Raw genomic sequence first — 17,382 nt, forward strand, 5'->3', positions numbered from 1 at the left:
GACACCAGCATCCATGGCCGCGGGGAAGTTCTTCCGCTCAGAGCAGAGGCATCGTCACTCAGCGGTGGGAAGCTCGTCGATGCCGGCGAGCCGGGGAACGGTCCAGGTCGGATCCGGCCGCCAGTCGCGCCATTCGGCGTCGAACGGCCAGTCGCCCGCACGGAACGACGCGATGGCCGCATCCGCGTGGCGCTCGATCTGCGCGGCCTGTTCCGCGCTGAGACGCCCCTGTTCGATCGCGGCGACGACCTCGTCCTCATCTTTCAGGTGGATTCCCCCGTCTGCATCGATCTCCACATCGAGGATGTGATCGGACGTGTACGTGTCGTGATCGGTGCGCAGGTGCGCGTTCTCGAGGTTCACGTACCACCCGGCGAACTCCCATTCCGGACCGGTCACGTCGCTCCAGAACAGCCACACCGACCACGCGGCGCCTGCAGGGGCGATCCGCAGGATGCCGTTGCCCCACCACTCCTCTACGATGCGCGTGCGCGGTTCGAGCCAGCGGCGATCGAGCGGCACGCTGCGCACCCGCTGACCGTCCGGCGCGCCCTGGCCCTCCTGGAGGGTGCCCGCAGCCAGCCACGCGACGAGGCCGCGTTCGTCGTCGCGCACCACCCGCATCGGAGTGATCGTCGACGGCTCCCCCTGCTGCCAGCCCGGCTTGCGGTAGTGCCAGTCGATCTGTGCACCAGGCGCGAGGAACGGTCCCTCGCCCAACGGGCGCACGCCCTCGGGCACGGCCGCCGGGGTGCTCTGCGGGAGGATGCTCATCCCGTCACGCTACCCCGGCCGCCCTGCGCCGTCGGTGTGACTCCCTGGTCTGCGTGCGACTGCTGCTCAGTCCCGGATCGCCGCGCCGAAGCGCTCGGCTGCGACCGCGACGCCGGCGAGCTTCGCCTCGGTCGCCTCCGCTGCCGTCAACGTGCGATCGTCGGCGCGGAAGCGCAGGGCGAACGTCAGGCTCTTCGAGCCGGCGGGAACACCCTCGCCGCGGTAGTCGTCGACCAGACGCACGGACTCGAGCAGGGCGCCGGCGCCTTCCGCGAGCGCGGTGCGCACGTCACCGGCAGCCACATCGACCGGAAGCGTGAGCGATACGTCCTGCGTGGCTGCGGTGAAGGTCGACAACGACTCAGCCACCACACGACGTCCTGCCAGCGACAGGATCAGGTCGAGGTCGAGCTCGAGCACGATCGCGCGTCCCGGCAGATCCGCGTCGTCCGAGACCACGGGGTGCAGCTCGCCGACGTAGCCGACCTCGGCGCCGTCGACCTGCAGGGTTCCCGTGCGTCCGGGGTGCAGAGCGGCCCGCTGAGACTGCACGACGTCGATCTCGACACCGGCGGCGCTCGCGATGACCCGTGCGGCGTCGAGCGCCTCGGACAGACCCGCAGGCTCGGCCGGACGGCCGGGCTGTCGTGCCACGATGTTGCCTGCGAGCAGCAGAGCGAGGTGGCGGTGCTGCGGCGGGATCGAGGCGTTCAGCGCGGCGAGGGTCTCGTCAGAGGGCCGCACGCCCAGCGGCGGGACGTCGTCGGTACCGTAGGTCACGCCCGGCTCCGGCAGGAACACCGCGCCGCTCTCGAAGATCGCGAGATCCGTGAGCCCGCGAGCGATGTTGCGATGCGCCGTCTGCAGCAGGCCGGGCACCAGCGAACGACGAAGGAACGGCGCCTGACCGTCGAGCGGGTTCGCCAGACGGATGCTGGGCAGATGCTCGCCGGACGCGGAGCCGTGCAGGTCGTTCTGCGCCTCGGTCGTGAACGGGAACGCCGGGGTCTCGACGAAGCCGGCGGCCGCGAGCGCGTCGGCGACCCGGCGGCGGCCCTGCTGCAGCGGCGTGAGGCCACGGCCGGACGGAGGCGTCGGCAGCACGGAGGGGATGCGGTCGAGTCCGTGGATGCGGGCGACCTCTTCGGCCAATGTCCACTTGTCGGTCAGGTCGGGGCGCCAGGTGGGCGGGATGACCGTCCACCCCTCATCAGCCTTCTCGACCTCGGCACCGATCGTGGTCAGCGCGCCGGTGATCTCGTCGTCGGTGTAGTCGACGCCGATGAGGCCCTGCACGAAACCGGCGGGCAGCTCGATCTCGGCGACGAAGACCTCGGCGAACAGGGCGCCCCCCTCGTCGGTGAGCGTGCCGCCCGCCAGCTCGACCATGAGGTCGGCGGCGCGGCGCGCGGCGACGAACGGGATGAGCGGGTCGACACCGCGTTCGAAGCGCTTGGACGCCTCACTGGGCAGCTTGTGCCGACGGGCGGTGCGAGCGATCGTGACCGGGTCGAAGGTCGCGGCCTCGATCAGCACGTTCGTGGTGGTCTCGCTCATCTCGGTCGTGCCGCCGCCCATGACGCCGGCCAGACCGATCGGGCCGGAGCCGTCGGTGATGAGCAGGTCCTCGACGTGGAGCGCGCGCTCCTGGCCGTCGAGCGTGGTCATCTTCTCGCCCGGCGTCGCACGACGCACCGTGATGCCGCCGTCGAGCTTGTCGAGGTCGTAGCCGTGCAGGGGCTGCCCCAGTTCGAGCATGACGTAGTTCGTGATGTCGATCAGCACGCCGAGCGAACGCATGCCGGCGAGCGTCAGCCGGGCGATCATCCACGGCGGGGTGGGACGCGAGGGGTCGACACCGCGCACCACGCGGGTGACGAACTCGCTCGCACCGACGCGGCCGCGCACAGGCGCGACGTCGTCGACGACGGTCGTGTGTCCACTTCCCGGCTGCAGCTCCGCGAAGTCGCGCTCGGCGGGGTCGCGGAAGGTCGCTCCGGTGGCGTGCGAGTACTCGCGGGCGACGCCGCGCAGCGAGAACGCGTAACCGCGGTCGGGCGTGACGTTGATCTCGACCGCGACGTCATCGAGCCCCAGGAGCGCGATCGCGTCGGTGCCGACGGGTGCGTCGATGCCGAGGTCGGAGAGAACGACGATGCCGTTGTGCTCATCGCCCAGGCCGAGCTCACGGGCCGAGGCGATCATGCCGTCGGACACGTGACCGTAGGTCTTGCGCGCCGCGATCGGGAAAGGTCCGGGAAGCACGGCTCCCGGCAGGGTCACGACGACCTTGTCTCCGGCGACGAAGTTGTGCGCGCCGCAGACGATGCCTCGGATACCACCGTGCTCCTCGCCCACGTCGACCTGGCACCAGTTGATGGTCTTGCCGTTGGACTGCGGCTCGCCCTCCAGCGAGACGACCTGTCCGACGACGACGGGACCGGAGATCTCGAAGCGGTGCACGTCCTCCTCTTCGAAGCCGACCGTCACCAGCGCCGAGAGGACATCCTCCGGCGCGGCATCCGGTGCCACATCGACGTACTCACGCAACCACGAAAGCGGGACGCGCATCACACCACCATCCCGTACTGCTCGCTGAAACGGACATCGCCCTCGGCCATGTCGCGCATGTCCTGCACATCGCTGCGGAACATGAGTCCCCGCTCGATGCCCATGCCGAACGCGAAGCCGCTGTACACCTCGGGGTCGATCCCGGCTGCACGGAGCACGTTCGGGTTGACCATGCCGCAGCCGCCCCACTCGATCCAGCGCGCGCCGCCCTTGAAGGTCGGGTGCCACAGGTCGAGCTCGGCCGAGGGCTCGGTGAAGGGGAAGTAGTTGGTGCGGAAGCGCGTCTTGGCCTCGGCGCCGAAGAGCTGCTTCGCGAAGTGATCCAGGGTGCCCTTGAGGTGCGCCATCGTGATGCCCTTGTCGATCACGAGACCCTCGAACTGCGTGAAGACGGGCAGGTGCGTGGCGTCGAACTCGTCGGTGCGGTACACGCGACCGGGGCACAGCACGTAGATCGGCACCTCGCGGTCCAGCATCGACCGCACCTGCACGGGGCTCGTGTGCGTGCGCATCACGAGGTGACGAGAGGTCGGGTCGACGTAGAACGTGTCCTGCTCCTGGCGGGCGGGGTGATCCACGTCGAAGTTGAGCGCGTCGAAGTTGAACCACTCGTGCTCGAGCTCCGGCCCCTCCGCGATCTCCCACCCCATGCCCACGAAGATGTCGCAGACCTGGTCCTGCAGGAGCGTGAGCGGATGCCGGGCGCCGACACGGGTGCGCGAGGGCACGGCCGTGATGTCGATGCGCTCGGCCTCGAGCCGCGCGATGACCTCGGCGGCCGCGAGTTCGGCCTCCTTCGCCGCCAGCGCCTGCGTGACCTGACCGCGGCCCTGGCCGACGAGCTTGCCGAACGCCGCCTTGTTCTCGGGGGCGACCTGACGCATCGACGCGTTCAGGACCGCGAGCGGCGACCCTTCGGCGACGTGCGCGGCACGGACGGCTTTGATCTCGGCGGTGTCGGCGGCAGCACCGATCGCGGCGAGCGCTGCGGCGACGGCCGCTTCGACGGCTTCTGGGGTGATCTCGGGAGACTCAGACACGAGATAGGAGTCTACCGGCGCGGGGCGACGGGGTCAGACGAGTACACCCGTCAGATGCCCGGAGTCGGAGTACCTCCGAACCCACTACCACCGCGCTGCAGGGTGATGAGCTCGGTGTCGGTCCCGTCCTCATGCGTGCGCGGATCGCCACCGGCCGCGATGGCGCGGACCTTCGGCGAGCGCCGCGTGCGGATCTCGACCCAGCGCGCGATCCCCGAGAGGATCAGGCACATGATGATGTAGATGCCGCCGATGACGAACGCGGACTGCAGGATCGGACGTCCCTGCTGCGAGGTCAGCTGCTTGGCGTAGTACAGCAGCTCGGGGTACGTGATGATGAAGCCGAGCGCGGTGTCCTTCATCGTGACGACCAGCTGGGCGACGATGACGGGGAGCATGGCCCTGATCGCCTGTGGGAGCAGGATCAGGCGCATGACACCGCTCTTGCGGAGACCGATCGCGTAGCCGGCCTCCTTCTGTCCGCGCGGGAGGGATTCGATGCCGGCACGCAGCACCTCGGCCAGCACCGATCCGTTGTAGGCCATGAGCGCGATGACGACGGCCCAGTACGGGTCCATCTTCACCCCCACGACGGGGAGCCCGTAGTACAGCAGCATCATGAAGACCAGCACGGGGACAGCGCGGAAGAGCTCGGTGATCGCTGTCACGGGGAGGCGCACCCAGGCGTGCTCGGAGAGCCGGCCGATCGCGAGCACGAATCCGAGGACGATGCTCAGCACGGCGGCGAGTGCGAACGCGGCCAGAGTGTTGCCGAGCGCCTTGAGGATGCCCATCCACACGTTGGAGAACGTGAAGACGTACCACTTCTCGGCGGAGAACTGCCCGGTCTCGAACATCCGCAGGATCACGAAGCCGACGATGGCGAGCACCACGGCGACCGTGACGATGGCGAGGATGCGGTTGCGGGCGATCGCCCGGGGTCCGGGGACGTCGTACAGTACGGAGCTCATCGCGCGATCCTCCATCGGTTCTCGAGATGGCGTTGCAGCCAGCTCATCAGCAGGACCAGCACCACGAACACCACGGCGACCCAGAGCAGGACCTCCATGGGGTTCCCAGGGCGGTCGGCGGAGTCGTTGATCGTGGACCGGAGGGCCGCGAGCTCGGCGATCGAGAAGCCCGCCGCGACGGTGGTGTTCTTGAGGAGCGCGATGAACACGCTCATCATCGGGGGCACCACCGAGCGGAAGGCCTGGGGAAGGATGACCAGCGTCATCACCTGCCCGAACGGCAGTCCGATCGCGCGAGCGGCTTCGGCCTGGCCCACCGGGACGGTGTTGATGCCGGCCCGCAGCACCTCGGCGACGTAGGTCGCAGTGTAGATGCCGATGGCGAGGATGCCGAGCACGGTGTTCGACAGATCAGGCAGCCCGAGCTGCGGGTAGCCGAACACGAAGAAGAAGAAGACGAGGGTCAACGGGGTGTTGCGCACGATGTTGACGTACAGCGTGCCCACGCTCCGGGCGATCGGGATCGGTGAGACGCGCATGGCGCCGACGATGATGCCGAGCACCAACGCGATGATGCCGCCGATGAAGAAGACGAGCAGCGTGTTGCTGATCGCCTTGCTCCACAGGTCGAGGTTGCCGAAGATGACGTCCACGCCACCCTCCCTTCTTCAGGCTGGGTGGGGCGGCCTCCACGGAGGAAGGCCGCCCCGTGTCAGATCAGTACGCGTCGACCGCCGGCTGCTCGACCTTGATGCCGGAGGAACCGAGGTTCTTGTCGAAGATGGCCTGCCAGATGTCGCCGCCGTCGGTGAACAGCTCGTTGATGTGTGCGCGCAGCACGTCATCGCCCTTGGCGAGTCCGACGCCGTAGTTCTCCTCGGTGAACAGGCCGCCGGTGACCTTGACGTCGTCCGGGTACTGGGCGGCGTAGCCGATCAGTATCGCCTGGTCCGTGGTGACCGCGTCGACCTTGCCGTCGATCAGGTCCTGGACGCAGGCGGAGTACAGGTCGTACTCCTGCGTCTTGATGTCGGGGAAGTTCGCCTTGATGTTCTGGATCGGCGTGGAGCCGGTCGCCGAGCAGACGGTCTTGCCGTTGAAGTCCTCGAGCGCATCCGCGTCGTCCGCATCCGCCGCGACCAGGAGTCCCTGACCGGTGACGAAGTAGGGACCGGCGAAGTCGATGAGCTCCTTGCGCTTGTCGTTGATCGAGTAGGTGCCGACGTAGTAGTCGATGTCACCGTTCACGATGGCCTGCTCGCGGTTCGCGGAGGCGATCGGCTTGAACTCGATCTTGTCCTCGCCGTAGCCGAGCGAGGCGGCGATCCAGCGGGCGATGTCGACGTCGAAGCCGGTGCGCTCCCCCGAGGTGACGTCGAGGTAGCCGAGACCGGGCTGGTCCTCCTTGACGCCGATGACGACCTTGTCGCGCTCCTTGATGGCGTCGAACGTGGGGCTGCCCTCGAGGTTCACGTCGCTCGCGACCTCGAACCAGGTGCTGTCCTCGCCGCCTTCGTCGCCGGTGCCTGCTCCGGGGCTCGACGGCGTGCCGCTGTTGCAGGCCGTGAGTGCCAGCAGCGCCGTGGCTGCGATTCCGATGCCTGCCAGTGTCCGTGTGCGTCGCATGTGCGTCTCCTTCGTGTGCTGTGTGTGCAGGGTCTGGGGTGGGATCAGTGCGTGAGGAGCTTCGAGAGGAAGTCCTTGGCGCGGTCGCTCTTCGGGTTCGTGAAGAACTCCTCCGGCGTGGCCTCTTCCACGATCCGGCCGTCGGCCATGAAGACCACCCGGTCGGCCGCCTTGCGGGCGAAGCCCATCTCGTGGGTGACGACGATCATCGTCATGCCGTCGTGCGCGAGGTCGACCATCACGTCGAGGACCTCGTTGATCATCTCCGGGTCGAGCGCGCTGGTCGGCTCGTCGAACAGCATCACCTTGGGCTGCATCGCCAGCGCGCGGGCGATCGCCACGCGCTGCTGCTGACCACCGGAGAGCTGAGCGGGGAGCTTGGACGCCTGCTTCGCGATACCCACGCGCTCGAGGAGCACCATGGCCTCCTTCTCGGCATCCGCCTTCTTGAGACCGCGGACCTTGATCGGGCCGAGCGTCACGTTCTCGAGGATCGTGAGGTGCGCGAAGAGGTTGAACGACTGGAACACCATGCCGACGTCGGCACGGAGGTTCGCGAGCCCCTTGCCTTCGGCGGGGAGCTCTTTGCCGTCGATGCGGATCGAGCCGCTGGTGATCGTCTCGAGTCGATTGATGGTGCGGCAGAGCGTCGACTTGCCGGAACCGGACGGACCGATCACGACGACGACCTCACCGGAATTCACCGTGAGATCGATGTCGGTCAGTGCCTGGAAATCGCCATAGTGCTTCTGGACGTTCTCTACCACGACGAGGGCCGTACCTGAGGTCATCATTTCTCCAAACTAGCCACGTGGTGTTGTTCGCTCCATGCAAACGAGGCGAGATTTACACGTTCGTAATGCCGAGGGCGTCGGTGATCCGCCTGCGGGCACAGGTGTCCCGCGGACCGTCCCTCACGGGCCGCGGGACCCCTGCCGCTGGTGCGATCGTCCCCCTGGCGACGCCCCCCAGCGTGCGCCCGGACGGGCGCGCACACACAGGATCCGAGGGAGGGAGAACGCCTCTGCCGTGATGTGCGGCACGAACTCAGTGGCATCGGGATTCTCCGTCGAATCGAGGTGATCGACATCAGAGTGGCAGAGCCCGAGTGCTCTGTGAGAGTTCTTGAGTATTTCTTGAGGAGTCGCCGCTCGCGCTCAGCGCCGGGTCTCGCGGTAGTACTCCACCGCACCAGGGTGCAGATCGACCGGCGCTGTGAAGATCGCCTGCCGTCGATTCAGCAGCGCGGCGGCAGGCACCTCCGTCGCGATGCGCGAACGCGCGTCGAACAGCGTCCTCAGCACATCGCGCACCACCTCGTCGGGTGTGGCGGCTGCGGTGATGAGGTAGTTCGGCACGGCCATCGTGGGCGCCGGTGCCGTGAGCCCATAGGTGCCGGCCGGGAAGTCTGCGGTGCGATAGACATCCGAGTAACGATCGTTGACGGCGTTGACCCACTCCTGCTCGACCGGCAGCAGCCGTACCGGCAGATCGGACGCAAGGGCCTGGATGCCGGGGGTCGGCAGCCCGCCCACCCAGAAGAAGCCATCGATCTCCGATGCCTCCATGGCACGGATGGACTCCTGCAGGTCCCACTGCGGGTTCTGCACCGACTTCACGTCCACGCCGGCCGCATCGAGCACGCGGCGTGCGATCACGTTGACGCCCGAGTTCTCCGCGCCCAACGACACGGTCCTCCCCGCGAGATCGGGGATGTCCTCGATGTCCGAGTCGGCGCGCACCACGATATGCACATACTCGTCGTACAGCCGCGCCAGCGCGCGCACAGGGAGCGGTTCGTGGAAGGCCCCGACGCCGGCTACGGCATCCGCCGCCGCATCCCCCTGCGCGAACCCGAGCAGCGCCTCACCGCTGCCCACCTGCCGCAGGTTCTCGACGGAACCGTCGGTCTCCTCCACCACCGCGTGCACCCCGAGCGTGTCCGAGAGCTCTGCGGCGATGTGGCTGCCGTAGTCGAAATAGACGCCGGTCGAGCCGCCGCCGGCGATCACCGCGGCGCCATCGTCCCATTCGCTTGCCCGCTGCGTGCACCCTGTCAGCGTCAGCACCAGCATCGTCGCCGTGAGCAGCGCGAGGAGCCTTCCTGTGCTTCTCATGCGATCACCCCTTCGGGCACCCGCAGCGCGACCATCAGACCGCCGCCCTCTGGCGAGGAGACCGTCAGTTCCGCACCGATCGACGAGAGGAGGTCGGTGGCGATCGCGAGCCCGAGTCCGGAGCCCGGCGTATCTCCGCTGTCGGCGCTGCGCCAGAAGCGGTCGGTGGCGGATCCGACCTGGTCTTCGGGAAGCCCCGGTCCGTGGTCGCGAACGATGATCACGGCCGTGTCGGCATCGCGATGCGCTCCGACCTCGATCTCTCCTCCGTCCGGCGAGAACTTGACGGCGTTGTCGATCACCGCATCCAAGGCGCTCTCCACTATCGTGCGATCGGTCACACTCACGACGGCGTTCTCTCCCACGGTGCGGAACACGATGCCGCGCTGTGCGGCGACCTCGTGCCACGCGTCGGTGCGCCTGGCGGCCACGACCGCCAGATCGACGGCGGTGAACATCGAGTCCGCCTGCCCCCGGCGCGCGAGCCCGAGCAGCGTCTCGAGGATGCGCGCCATCCGACGCCCCTCCTCGCGGGTCTCTTCCACATCGCCCTGCCACTCCGGACCGAGCCCCGTCGACAGATGCTCGACGCGCAACAGCAGGGCGTTGAGAGGGTTGCGCAGCTCATGCGAGGCGTTGAGCGCGAACTCCTGCTGCCGGGCGAGCACCCGCTCGATCTCCCCGGCCATCCCGTTGAAGACGCGCGTCATCCGTCGCAGCTCCGGCGGGCCGGTGTCCTCGGAGACCCGCGCATGCATCTCACCGCGCTCGATCGCGATCATCGCCTCATCCAGGCGCCGCACCGGCGAGAGCACCCATCGGGCCAGCTGGAACACGAGCAGTACGCCCAAGATGATCGACACGATGGCGATCGCCCCGAGCACCAGCATCTGCTGCAGGATGGCGGCCCGCGGCGCCTCGACATCGGCAGTGATCATGACCGCACCGATCACGTCGCCGCCATCGAACACCGGCTCCACCATGCCCGTGTCGGGGATGACCCAGGGGAACGCGGGCTCCGGCGCCTCCGCCCGCCGCCCCGACAGCGCGAGGCGCACGCGCTCCGCCTCGTCGTCCGCCAGCACCTCGAGCGCGGGATCGCTCGTCGCCCATGCGGTACCGGTGAGGTCGAACACGACCACCTCGATCCCGTACACCTCCTGGAAGCGTCTGGCCTCCCCCTCGATCACGGTCGCACTGCCCGAGCTCAGCGCCTGCCTGGCGCTGGTGACGAAGTAGCCGAGGTCGCCGAGCTGCTCGGTGTACAGCGCCTGCTGGATGCTGCGCGCCGCGCTGAGACCGGTGGCTCCGCCCAGGGAGAGCAGGATGGCGATCAACGGCACGAGGAAGACGATCACGAGGCGGGTGCGCATCGCTCAGGCGCCCGCCAGCCGGTATCCGACTCCCCGTACGGTCTCGATCAGCGTGCGTTCGCCGGCTTTGCGGCGGATCGCCCCGACATGCACTTCGAGCGAATGCCCGAATCCGCGCCAGTCGGTGTTCCACACCTCTCGGATCAGCCGCTCCTTCGGCACTGCGACGCCGGGATAGCGCGCGAGCACCGCGACGATGTCGAATTCCTTGCGGGTGAGCTCGACCGGCGCATCATCCACGATCAGCTGCCGGGCGACGAGGTCGATCTGCACATCGCCGTCGTGCACCACGACGCGCGCATCCGCGTCCGGCCGCACCGCACGGGAGCGACGAGTGACCGCCTCGATGCGGGCCAGCAGCTCGTGCACGTCATAGGGCTTCACGACGAAGTCATCGGCGCCGGCGCGCAGTCCCTTGATGCGCTCGGTGACCTGGCTCCGCGCCGTGACCACCACGATCGGCACGTCGGAGCGTCCCCGGATCCGCCGGCACAGATCGATGCCGTCGACATCGGGCAGCCCCAGGTCCAGCAGCACCACCTCGGTGTCGGCGTCCAGGAGTTCCAGTGCCTGAGCGCCGTCCGCTGCGCGAACGGTCGCATAGCCGGACCGTGCGAGGAAGGCGTCGAGAGCGGCGGCGACGCGTTCGTCGTCCTCCACGATCAGAATCCTCATCGATCCTGGCTCTCGTCTCGCCGCTCAGCCCGCAGCGCGCTGAGCGAAAGCACTCTCATACAGGCACACGCTGGCGGCGGTCGCCAGGTTCAGGGACTCGGCGCGACCGAAGATCGGCAGCTTCAGCACGCGGTCCGCGAGCTCCAGGGCGGCGTCCTCCAGCCCGCGAGCTTCATTGCCGAAAAGCCAGGCCGTCGGCTCGGCCAGGACGCCCTCGGCGCGCGCCGCAAGGAGGTCATCGCCCTTGACATCGGCGGCGAGGATCTTGAGCCCTGCCGCGTGGGCGCGGTCGACGACATCTGCGAGGTCACCGGCGACCGAGACAGGCAGGTGGAACAGCGATCCTGTCGTGGCCCGCACGACTTTCGGGTTGTAGGGGTCGACGGTGCGGCCGGTCAGCACGACGGCGTCGGCACCGGCGGCATCGGCTGCGCGGATGATGGTGCCGAGGTTGCCCGGATCGCGCACCTCTTCGCAGATCGCGACGAGCCGGGGACCAGCGGCGAACACGTCGCGCACCGATGTCGGCATCTGCCGGACCACCGCGACGAGTCCCTGCGGGGTCACTGTGTCGGCCATCGCGTTCAGCACGTATTCGGTGACGTACTCGACGTCGATGTCGGCGTCCGCGGCGTTCGCGCGGATGTCCGGGTGCTTCTCCCATCCGGTCGGCGTCGCGAACAGCTCGACGATCGACTCGGGCCGGTAGGTGAGCGCTTCACGCACGGCCTGCGGACCTTCGAGAAGGAACAGACCTGTCTCGGTGCGCGCGCTGCGCTTGGTCAGCTTCGCGACAGCACGGACTCGGGGGGACCGGGGGTTCTCCAGCACGTGTCACAGTCTAGGGAACGCAGAGGTCCTTCTCGTGCCATCGGGATGAGGTGCGTGCATGACGACGGATGCCGCCGCGCCGCGGACCCGCCGACGGCTCGTGCTCGCGGGGCTCGCCACCACGACCGCGGGGGTGGGACTGCTCGCGCATCGGTCGATCGATGGCATCGTGGGCGATGTCGTCGGCGATGCGCTGTACGCCGTGCTCGTCGACGGGTGTCGAGAACTTCCGGAAACGCCGCAGGGCGCCCTCCCGAAGGAGAGCGCCCTGCGTGAAGAGGTGCTTACGCAGCCGACTTCGGAGCGTTGACGTCGGAGGGCAGAGCCTTCTTGGCCGTCTCCACCAGCGTGGCGAAGGTCGCTGCGTCGTTGACCGCGAGGTCGGCGAGCATACGACGGTCGACCGTGACACCTGCGAGGCCGAGGCCCTGGATGAAGCGGTTGTACGTCATGCCGTTCTGGCGCGCCGCGGCGTTGATGCGCTGGATCCACAGACGACGGAAGTCGCCCTTGCGCTTGCGACGGTCACGGTACGAGTAGACCAGCGAGTGGATGACCTGCTCTTTGGCCTTGCGGTAGAGGCGCGAACGCTGACCGCGGTAACCCTTGGCGCGCTCGAGGATGACCCGGCGCTTCTTGTGGGCGTTTACTGCCCGCTTGACTCTTGCCATTTTCCTATGTTCCTATTCGTGCGTCGGGCGCGTCAGCGGCCGAGAAGCTTCTTGGCGACCTTGGTGTCAGCCTTCGACAGCACCTGGTCCTGGTTCAGACGACGGGTGCGACGGCTCGACTTGTGCTCGAGGTTGTGGCGCATCCCGGCCTGCTGCTTCTTCAGCTTTCCGCTGCCGGTGATCTTGAAGCGCTTCTTAGCACCCGAATGGGTCTTCTGCTTCGGCATCTTCTCTTCCTTCGTCATGCGCCTTCTCAGGCGACGTTGTCAACCCGCGGTGCGGGAGTCTGGGGGGCGGGCGTTACTCCGCGGGAGCCTGAGCCGGAGCGTCCGACTCGCTCTTGGCGTCACGCGCAGCCTGCTTGTTCGCAGCGCGCTGTGCGTCACGCACGGCGTTCTGCTCCTGCTTGGCCTCGGACTTGCTCTTCAGCGGAGCCACGACCATGACCATGTTGCGGCCGTCGATGGTCGGGTTCGACTCGACCGTGCCGAACTCGGCGACGTCCTCGGCGAACTTGCGCAGCAGACGCACGCCCTGCTCAGGACGCGACTGCTCGCGACCGCGGAACAGGATCATGGCCTTGACCTTGTCGCCGGCCTTGAGGAAGCCCTCGGCGCGCTTGAGCTTGGTCGTGTAGTCGTGCGCCTCGATCTTCAGACGGAAACGGACCTCTTTGAGGATCGTGTTCGCCTGGTTGCGACGAGCTTCCTTCTCCTTCTGGGCGGCCTCGTACTTGAACTTGCCGTAGTCCATGATCTTGACCACGGGCGGCTTCGAGTTGGGGGCGACCTCAACGAGGTCGAGGTCGGCTTCCTGCGCGAGGCGCAGCGCCGCCTCGATGCGGACGACGCCGATCTGCTCACCCGCGGGGCCGACGAGGCGGACCTCGGGGACGCGGATGCGCTCATTGGTGCGGGGATCGCTGATGCGGAACTCCTTAGACGATGTGTTTCGGCCACCGTGACGCTGTCTGCATCACGGGCGAAATCGGAATCGTCCCCCACCCACCGGCATTCAGACGCCGGCTCTGCACCCTGCCTGCCGGTTCCCTCGTACGAGCGGAGCCGGTGGAGTGCAAGACCCGGTAGCCTTGAACGGCAAGCGCGGGTGGGAAGTGAATCCTCTTTCGGTCCAGAGCATGACGCTCGGGAGCCCGGCAAAGTCTAACAGAAAGCAAGGCGAAGTGACGACTCAGGGCCACGAGGCAGACCGCGAGCGGGAAGAGCGCTGGGCACGACAGGAGGAGGCGGCGGCATCCGCCACCCGTGACATCGCCGACGTTCCGGCTGTCGAGGTGATCACCACCGCCGCCGTGCACCTCATGAGCGCGGCCGCCGTGAAGCTCGGCCTGGCCGACGAACCCGACGCCGCAGCGCAGCTCGATCTCGACGAGGCGCGCAAGCTCATCAACGCTCTCGCCGGTCTCATCACCGCCGGCGCCCCCGAGATCAGCGACATGCACGCGCGTTCGCTGCGCGACGGTCTGCGCTCCCTGCAGCTCGCGTTCCGCGAGGCATCCGTCATCCCTGACCCGATCGGCAAGGGTCCTGGCGAGAAATGGACGGGGCCGGTCAACTAGGTGCGCGGGGCGCGCGGGCCGGCAGAAGACGCAGTCGGCGGCTAGGCGCTGCGTCGGAGCTTGACGGTGAGCGAATCGGCGAGCACGGCGATGCGGTCATCGGAAGCCCAGCGCTGAGCCAGGCGTGACAGCACGGCGTCGAGCACCTCGCGCTCCAAGCCATCGACGAGCTCCAAGATCACGACGAGCTCCGGGCCGCGAAGACGGGCGTCGGGGTCACCCGCGGCGACGGCGACATCGATCACCGCGAGCTCATGCGCCACACTCTCCTGCAGCGCGGTGTACACCTCGGTGGAGACGAAGCTCGGCTCCCAGGCGTGCCCCTGGGCGATCGCCCAGACAGCCGGACGCCGGAAGACGAACTCGGTGTCCGAGGTCGGGTCGAGCACGATGAGGTCGGTGTCCTCCGCAGACGCAGCCAGGGCGGCTCGAAGCGCCTCGACCGGGATCGGTCGCGCCGCGGGATCCCACCTCTGCATCGCCTCGACGGACGAGAACACCGGCTGCACGCGACGCCCATCCGGCGCCGCGACCGTCACGATCGACAGCTCCTGCGTCTTGTCGACGGCGAGGCCGCTGGGCGCGATGCCCTCCTCACCCTTCTCCGCGATCAGCGGGATCAACACGCGTGCAGAGCGGAACGCGTCGACGACCTCCGCTTGACTGCCCTGCCCCGCGCGGAAGCGCACAAGCGCGTCGAGCAGTACGGGGTCGGCGGAACCGTCGTCCGCCGCATGCGGGTTCGACTCGAAGCTGCGGCCCTCCCATGGGACGCCCGCGGAGTCGCCACGGTTCGAGGCACCGCGACCGTGATCGGTGTGACCGCGCTCGCCGTGCCCGCAGGCGTCGTCAGTCCCCTGCGACATCCAGCGCCTCGGCCAGCGTGAACGCACCGGCGTAGAGAGCCTTGCCGACGATGGCGCCCTCGATGCCGAGCGGCACCAGCTGGCGGAGCGCCGCGATGTCGTCGAGGTTCGAGATTCCCCCCGAGGCCACGACCGGCTTCGGAGTGCGCGAGGCGACCTCGCGCAGCAGGTCGATGTTCGGTCCGCGCAAAGTGCCGTCCTTGGTGACGTCGGTGACGACGTAGCGGCTGCAGCCGGCGTCCTCCAGGCGGTCGAGGACCTCCCAGAGGTCGCCGCCTTCCTTGGTCCAGCCGCGCGCGGCGAGCGTCGTCCCTCGCACGTCGAGGCCCACGGCGATGGCCTCGCCGTAGCGTCCGATGACGTCAGCGGCCCACTCGGGGTTCTCGAGAGCCGCGGTGCCGAGGTTGATGCGGGTCGCGCCGCTCTCGAGAGCCGCTTCGAGCGTCGCATCGTCACGGATGCCGCCGGACAGTTCGATGTTGACGCCGCGATACTGCTTGATGACCTTGCGCAGGATGGGCGCGTTGCTGCCGCGACCGAACGCGGCGTCGAGGTCGACGAGGTGGATCCACTTGGCGCCCTGCGCAACCCACTCGCCTGCGGCATCCAACGGGTCGCCGTAGTTGGTCTCGGTGCCGGCCTCGCCCTGCGTGAGCCGAACGGCCTTTCCGCCCGCGACATCGACGGCCGGGAGAAGTGTGAGAGAGGGAGACTGCGCGAAGTCGTTCATGGGTTCCTAAGGTGAGGATTCAGATCAGCGGTCCGAGCACACCCGTCACGGACGCACGAGAACCGAGGGTACCGTGACCCCGGTCACCCTCCAAATGCGCGAGAGATGCGAAGGAAACGCACGGGATAGGCTGAGGCATGATGTCCGGACCGCACGAAGAAGCCACGCCGGGTTCCAGCGCGCGTCGACGCGGCGAACAGCCCCCGCTCGTCGAGTCGGTTCCGCTCTTCTCGACCGACGCCCCCGCTGCGCCTCCCCGGCCTGCCAGGACGCCGAGCTCGCCTGCGCAACCGCCCTACCGCCGAACCCGTGCAGAGGCCCGTGAAGACCGCGATCAGCAGATCACCGCGCCCCCGCGCCCGGTGCCGCCGACACCCGCAGCGCCGCCGGCCCCGCCCGCACCGACGCCTCCGGTCGCGACCCCCGAGACCGCGCCCACCGACACCGTCCCCCGCCTCCCGGTGACGCCGCGAACCACGGCCGCACCGACCCAGGCCCCACCTGCACCCCGGATGCCCGCCCCCGCGGCGCCGGGCGTTCAGACGCCCGCGTCACCACCGCCCTCCGCGTCAGCGATCATCACTCCGGATTCGCGTCGGGAGCAGCGAGTGCGCGAGCGGGACTCCTTCCTGCAGACCGAACGCCCCGAGGAACCGGCCCGTGAGGGCGCCCGCGGCGCGCTCAACCGGTTCGGCCTGCGCATGCGCCCCTCGGCCGACGAGCAGTCGGCCAGAGACGACGAACTCGCAGTGAGCCAGCACTGGCCAGGTCCACGCACGATCGCCGTCGTGAACGGCAAGGGCGGCGCGGGCAAGACTCCGACGACCATCCTGCTCTCCGCCGTGTTCGCCCGCTACGGCGGTGCAGGAGTGCTCGCGTGGGACAACAACCAGACGCGCGGCACCCTGGGCTGGCGCACCGACACCGGAGCCCACGATCGCACCCTGCTCGAGCTGTTGCCGGAGTCGCAGCGACTGCTGGGCACCGGCGCCCAGTCCGCTGACCTCGCACATTTCATGCATCACCAGCCCCGCGAGAAGTACGATGTGCTGCGCTCGAAGCCGATCAGGCTCGCGCATGAGAACCGCGTGAGCCCGACCGATGTCGATGCGATCCACGCCGTCGCGGCGAAGTTCTACCGACTGATCGTGATCGACTCCGGTAACGACGAGTCGGACCCGATGTGGTTGCGCATGATCGACCACGCAGATCAGCTCGTGATCGCGACCACGACGCGTGCGGACCACGCTGAAGCGGGCGCCCTGCTCATCGAGGCACTCGAGGAGCGAGACGAGAGGTCCGCCCGCCTGGCGCGTCAGTCCGTGGCCGTCGTCTCGCAGGCGGATCCGAAGGCCACGGCCGCCGAGGTCGAACACGTCACGAACGGGTATCGCTCGCTGTCACGAGAGGTCGTCAGCATCCCGTTCGATCATGAGATGGTCGACGGCCCGCTCCGTTACGGTGCTCTCCACAAGCGCACCCAGCGGGCGTGGCTGTCTGCCGCAGCCGCCGTCGCCCGCGGTTTCTGAGCGGACGGACTTTCTTCGGGATCAGCCGT

The 17,382-nt window shown here is 68.3% G+C and carries 19 protein-coding genes; 3 read left to right on the top strand and 16 right to left on the bottom strand.

The genetic code is table 11. The features are described from left to right. Window positions 1–54: 54 nt before the first annotated feature. From KZC51_RS14110 to KZC51_RS14160, 11 genes are all read right to left on the bottom strand, one after another. Window positions 55–774 (bottom strand): ribonuclease FAU-1 family protein, encoded by a 720-nt coding sequence (locus tag KZC51_RS14110; protein WP_247630675.1) that lies wholly within the window; start codon window positions 772–774, stop codon window positions 55–57. Window positions 775–840: 66 nt separating this feature from the next. After that, on the bottom strand, window positions 841–3,345 hold the full coding sequence (gene pheT, locus KZC51_RS14115; protein WP_247630676.1) for a phenylalanine--tRNA ligase subunit beta: 2,505 nt from the start codon (window positions 3,343–3,345) through the stop codon (window positions 841–843). Continuing rightward, window positions 3,345–4,385 (bottom strand): phenylalanine--tRNA ligase subunit alpha, encoded by a 1,041-nt coding sequence (pheS, locus tag KZC51_RS14120; protein WP_247630677.1) that lies wholly within the window; start codon window positions 4,383–4,385, stop codon window positions 3,345–3,347. Before pheS ends, pheT begins: the two co-directional genes overlap by 1 nt. A gap of 50 nt (window positions 4,386–4,435) precedes the next feature. Next, window positions 4,436–5,356 (bottom strand): amino acid ABC transporter permease, encoded by a 921-nt coding sequence (locus KZC51_RS14125; RefSeq protein ID WP_247630678.1) that lies wholly within the window; start codon window positions 5,354–5,356, stop codon window positions 4,436–4,438. After that, window positions 5,353–6,009, bottom strand: a complete 657-nt coding sequence (locus KZC51_RS14130; RefSeq protein WP_247630679.1) for an amino acid ABC transporter permease — start codon at window positions 6,007–6,009, stop codon at window positions 5,353–5,355. The genes KZC51_RS14125 and KZC51_RS14130 overlap by 4 nt, the downstream gene beginning before the upstream one ends. A gap of 64 nt (window positions 6,010–6,073) precedes the next feature. Further along, a complete protein-coding gene (locus KZC51_RS14135; protein ID WP_247630680.1) occupies window positions 6,074–6,982 on the bottom strand; it encodes a glutamate ABC transporter substrate-binding protein in 909 nt (302 codons plus the stop codon). Window positions 6,983–7,026: 44 nt separating this feature from the next. Further along, window positions 7,027–7,776 (bottom strand): amino acid ABC transporter ATP-binding protein, encoded by a 750-nt coding sequence (locus tag KZC51_RS14140; protein ID WP_372491800.1) that lies wholly within the window; start codon window positions 7,774–7,776, stop codon window positions 7,027–7,029. A 363-nt stretch (window positions 7,777–8,139) separates the two neighbouring features. Beyond that, window positions 8,140–9,099, bottom strand: a complete 960-nt coding sequence (locus KZC51_RS14145) for a TAXI family TRAP transporter solute-binding subunit (protein ID WP_247630681.1) — start codon at window positions 9,097–9,099, stop codon at window positions 8,140–8,142. After that, window positions 9,096–10,472 (bottom strand): sensor histidine kinase, encoded by a 1,377-nt coding sequence (locus KZC51_RS14150; protein ID WP_247630682.1) that lies wholly within the window; start codon window positions 10,470–10,472, stop codon window positions 9,096–9,098. The genes KZC51_RS14145 and KZC51_RS14150 overlap by 4 nt, the downstream gene beginning before the upstream one ends. Window positions 10,473–10,475: 3 nt before the next feature. Continuing rightward, entirely contained in the window at window positions 10,476–11,147 is a 672-nt protein-coding gene (locus KZC51_RS14155) for a response regulator transcription factor (RefSeq protein ID WP_247630683.1), read from the bottom strand. A 24-nt stretch (window positions 11,148–11,171) separates the two neighbouring features. Continuing rightward, entirely contained in the window at window positions 11,172–11,978 is an 807-nt protein-coding gene (locus KZC51_RS14160; protein WP_247630684.1) for a TrmH family RNA methyltransferase, read from the bottom strand. 58 nt (window positions 11,979–12,036) lie between these two features. Here KZC51_RS14160 and KZC51_RS14165 point away from each other — a divergent pair, with 58 nt between their 5' ends. Next, entirely contained in the window at window positions 12,037–12,288 is a 252-nt protein-coding gene (locus tag KZC51_RS14165) for a hypothetical protein (RefSeq protein WP_247630685.1), read from the top strand. Here KZC51_RS14165 and rplT read toward each other — a convergent pair. From rplT to infC, 3 genes are all read right to left on the bottom strand, one after another. After that, entirely contained in the window at window positions 12,263–12,649 is a 387-nt protein-coding gene (gene rplT, locus KZC51_RS14170; protein ID WP_247630686.1) for a 50S ribosomal protein L20, read from the bottom strand. The genes KZC51_RS14165 and rplT overlap by 26 nt on opposite strands. A 32-nt stretch (window positions 12,650–12,681) precedes the next feature. Then, the gene (rpmI, locus tag KZC51_RS14175) at window positions 12,682–12,876 is read right to left on the bottom strand and encodes a 50S ribosomal protein L35 (RefSeq protein ID WP_017828564.1); all 195 of its coding nucleotides are present in this window, start codon (window positions 12,874–12,876) and stop codon (window positions 12,682–12,684) included. Between the two features lie 73 nt (window positions 12,877–12,949). Further along, window positions 12,950–13,576, bottom strand: a complete 627-nt coding sequence (gene infC, locus KZC51_RS14180; RefSeq protein WP_247631291.1) for a translation initiation factor IF-3 — start codon at window positions 13,574–13,576, stop codon at window positions 12,950–12,952. Between the two features lie 211 nt (window positions 13,577–13,787). Between infC and KZC51_RS14185 the strand changes: the two genes are divergently transcribed. Further along, on the top strand, window positions 13,788–14,228 hold the full coding sequence (locus KZC51_RS14185; protein WP_281732138.1) for a DUF1844 domain-containing protein: 441 nt from the start codon (window positions 13,788–13,790) through the stop codon (window positions 14,226–14,228). Between the two features lie 41 nt (window positions 14,229–14,269). On the opposite strand, the gene KZC51_RS14190 is transcribed toward KZC51_RS14185, so the two are convergent. Then, window positions 14,270–15,094: an SseB family protein gene (locus KZC51_RS14190; protein ID WP_247630688.1), complete on the bottom strand. Its 825-nt coding sequence runs from the start codon at window positions 15,092–15,094 to the stop codon at window positions 14,270–14,272. Beyond that, a complete protein-coding gene (gene priA, locus KZC51_RS14195) occupies window positions 15,078–15,824 on the bottom strand; it encodes a bifunctional 1-(5-phosphoribosyl)-5-((5-phosphoribosylamino)methylideneamino)imidazole-4-carboxamide isomerase/phosphoribosylanthranilate isomerase PriA (protein WP_247630689.1) in 747 nt (248 codons plus the stop codon). The genes KZC51_RS14190 and priA overlap by 17 nt, the downstream gene beginning before the upstream one ends. Before the next feature lie 608 nt (window positions 15,825–16,432). Between priA and KZC51_RS14200 the strand changes: the two genes are divergently transcribed. After that, window positions 16,433–17,353 (top strand): MinD/ParA family ATP-binding protein, encoded by a 921-nt coding sequence (locus KZC51_RS14200; RefSeq protein WP_247630690.1) that lies wholly within the window; start codon window positions 16,433–16,435, stop codon window positions 17,351–17,353. Window positions 17,354–17,382: the final 29 nt, after the last annotated feature.

This window comes from Microbacterium croceum (genome assembly GCF_023091245.1).
Lineage (GTDB): Bacteria > Actinomycetota > Actinomycetes > Actinomycetales > Microbacteriaceae > Microbacterium > Microbacterium croceum.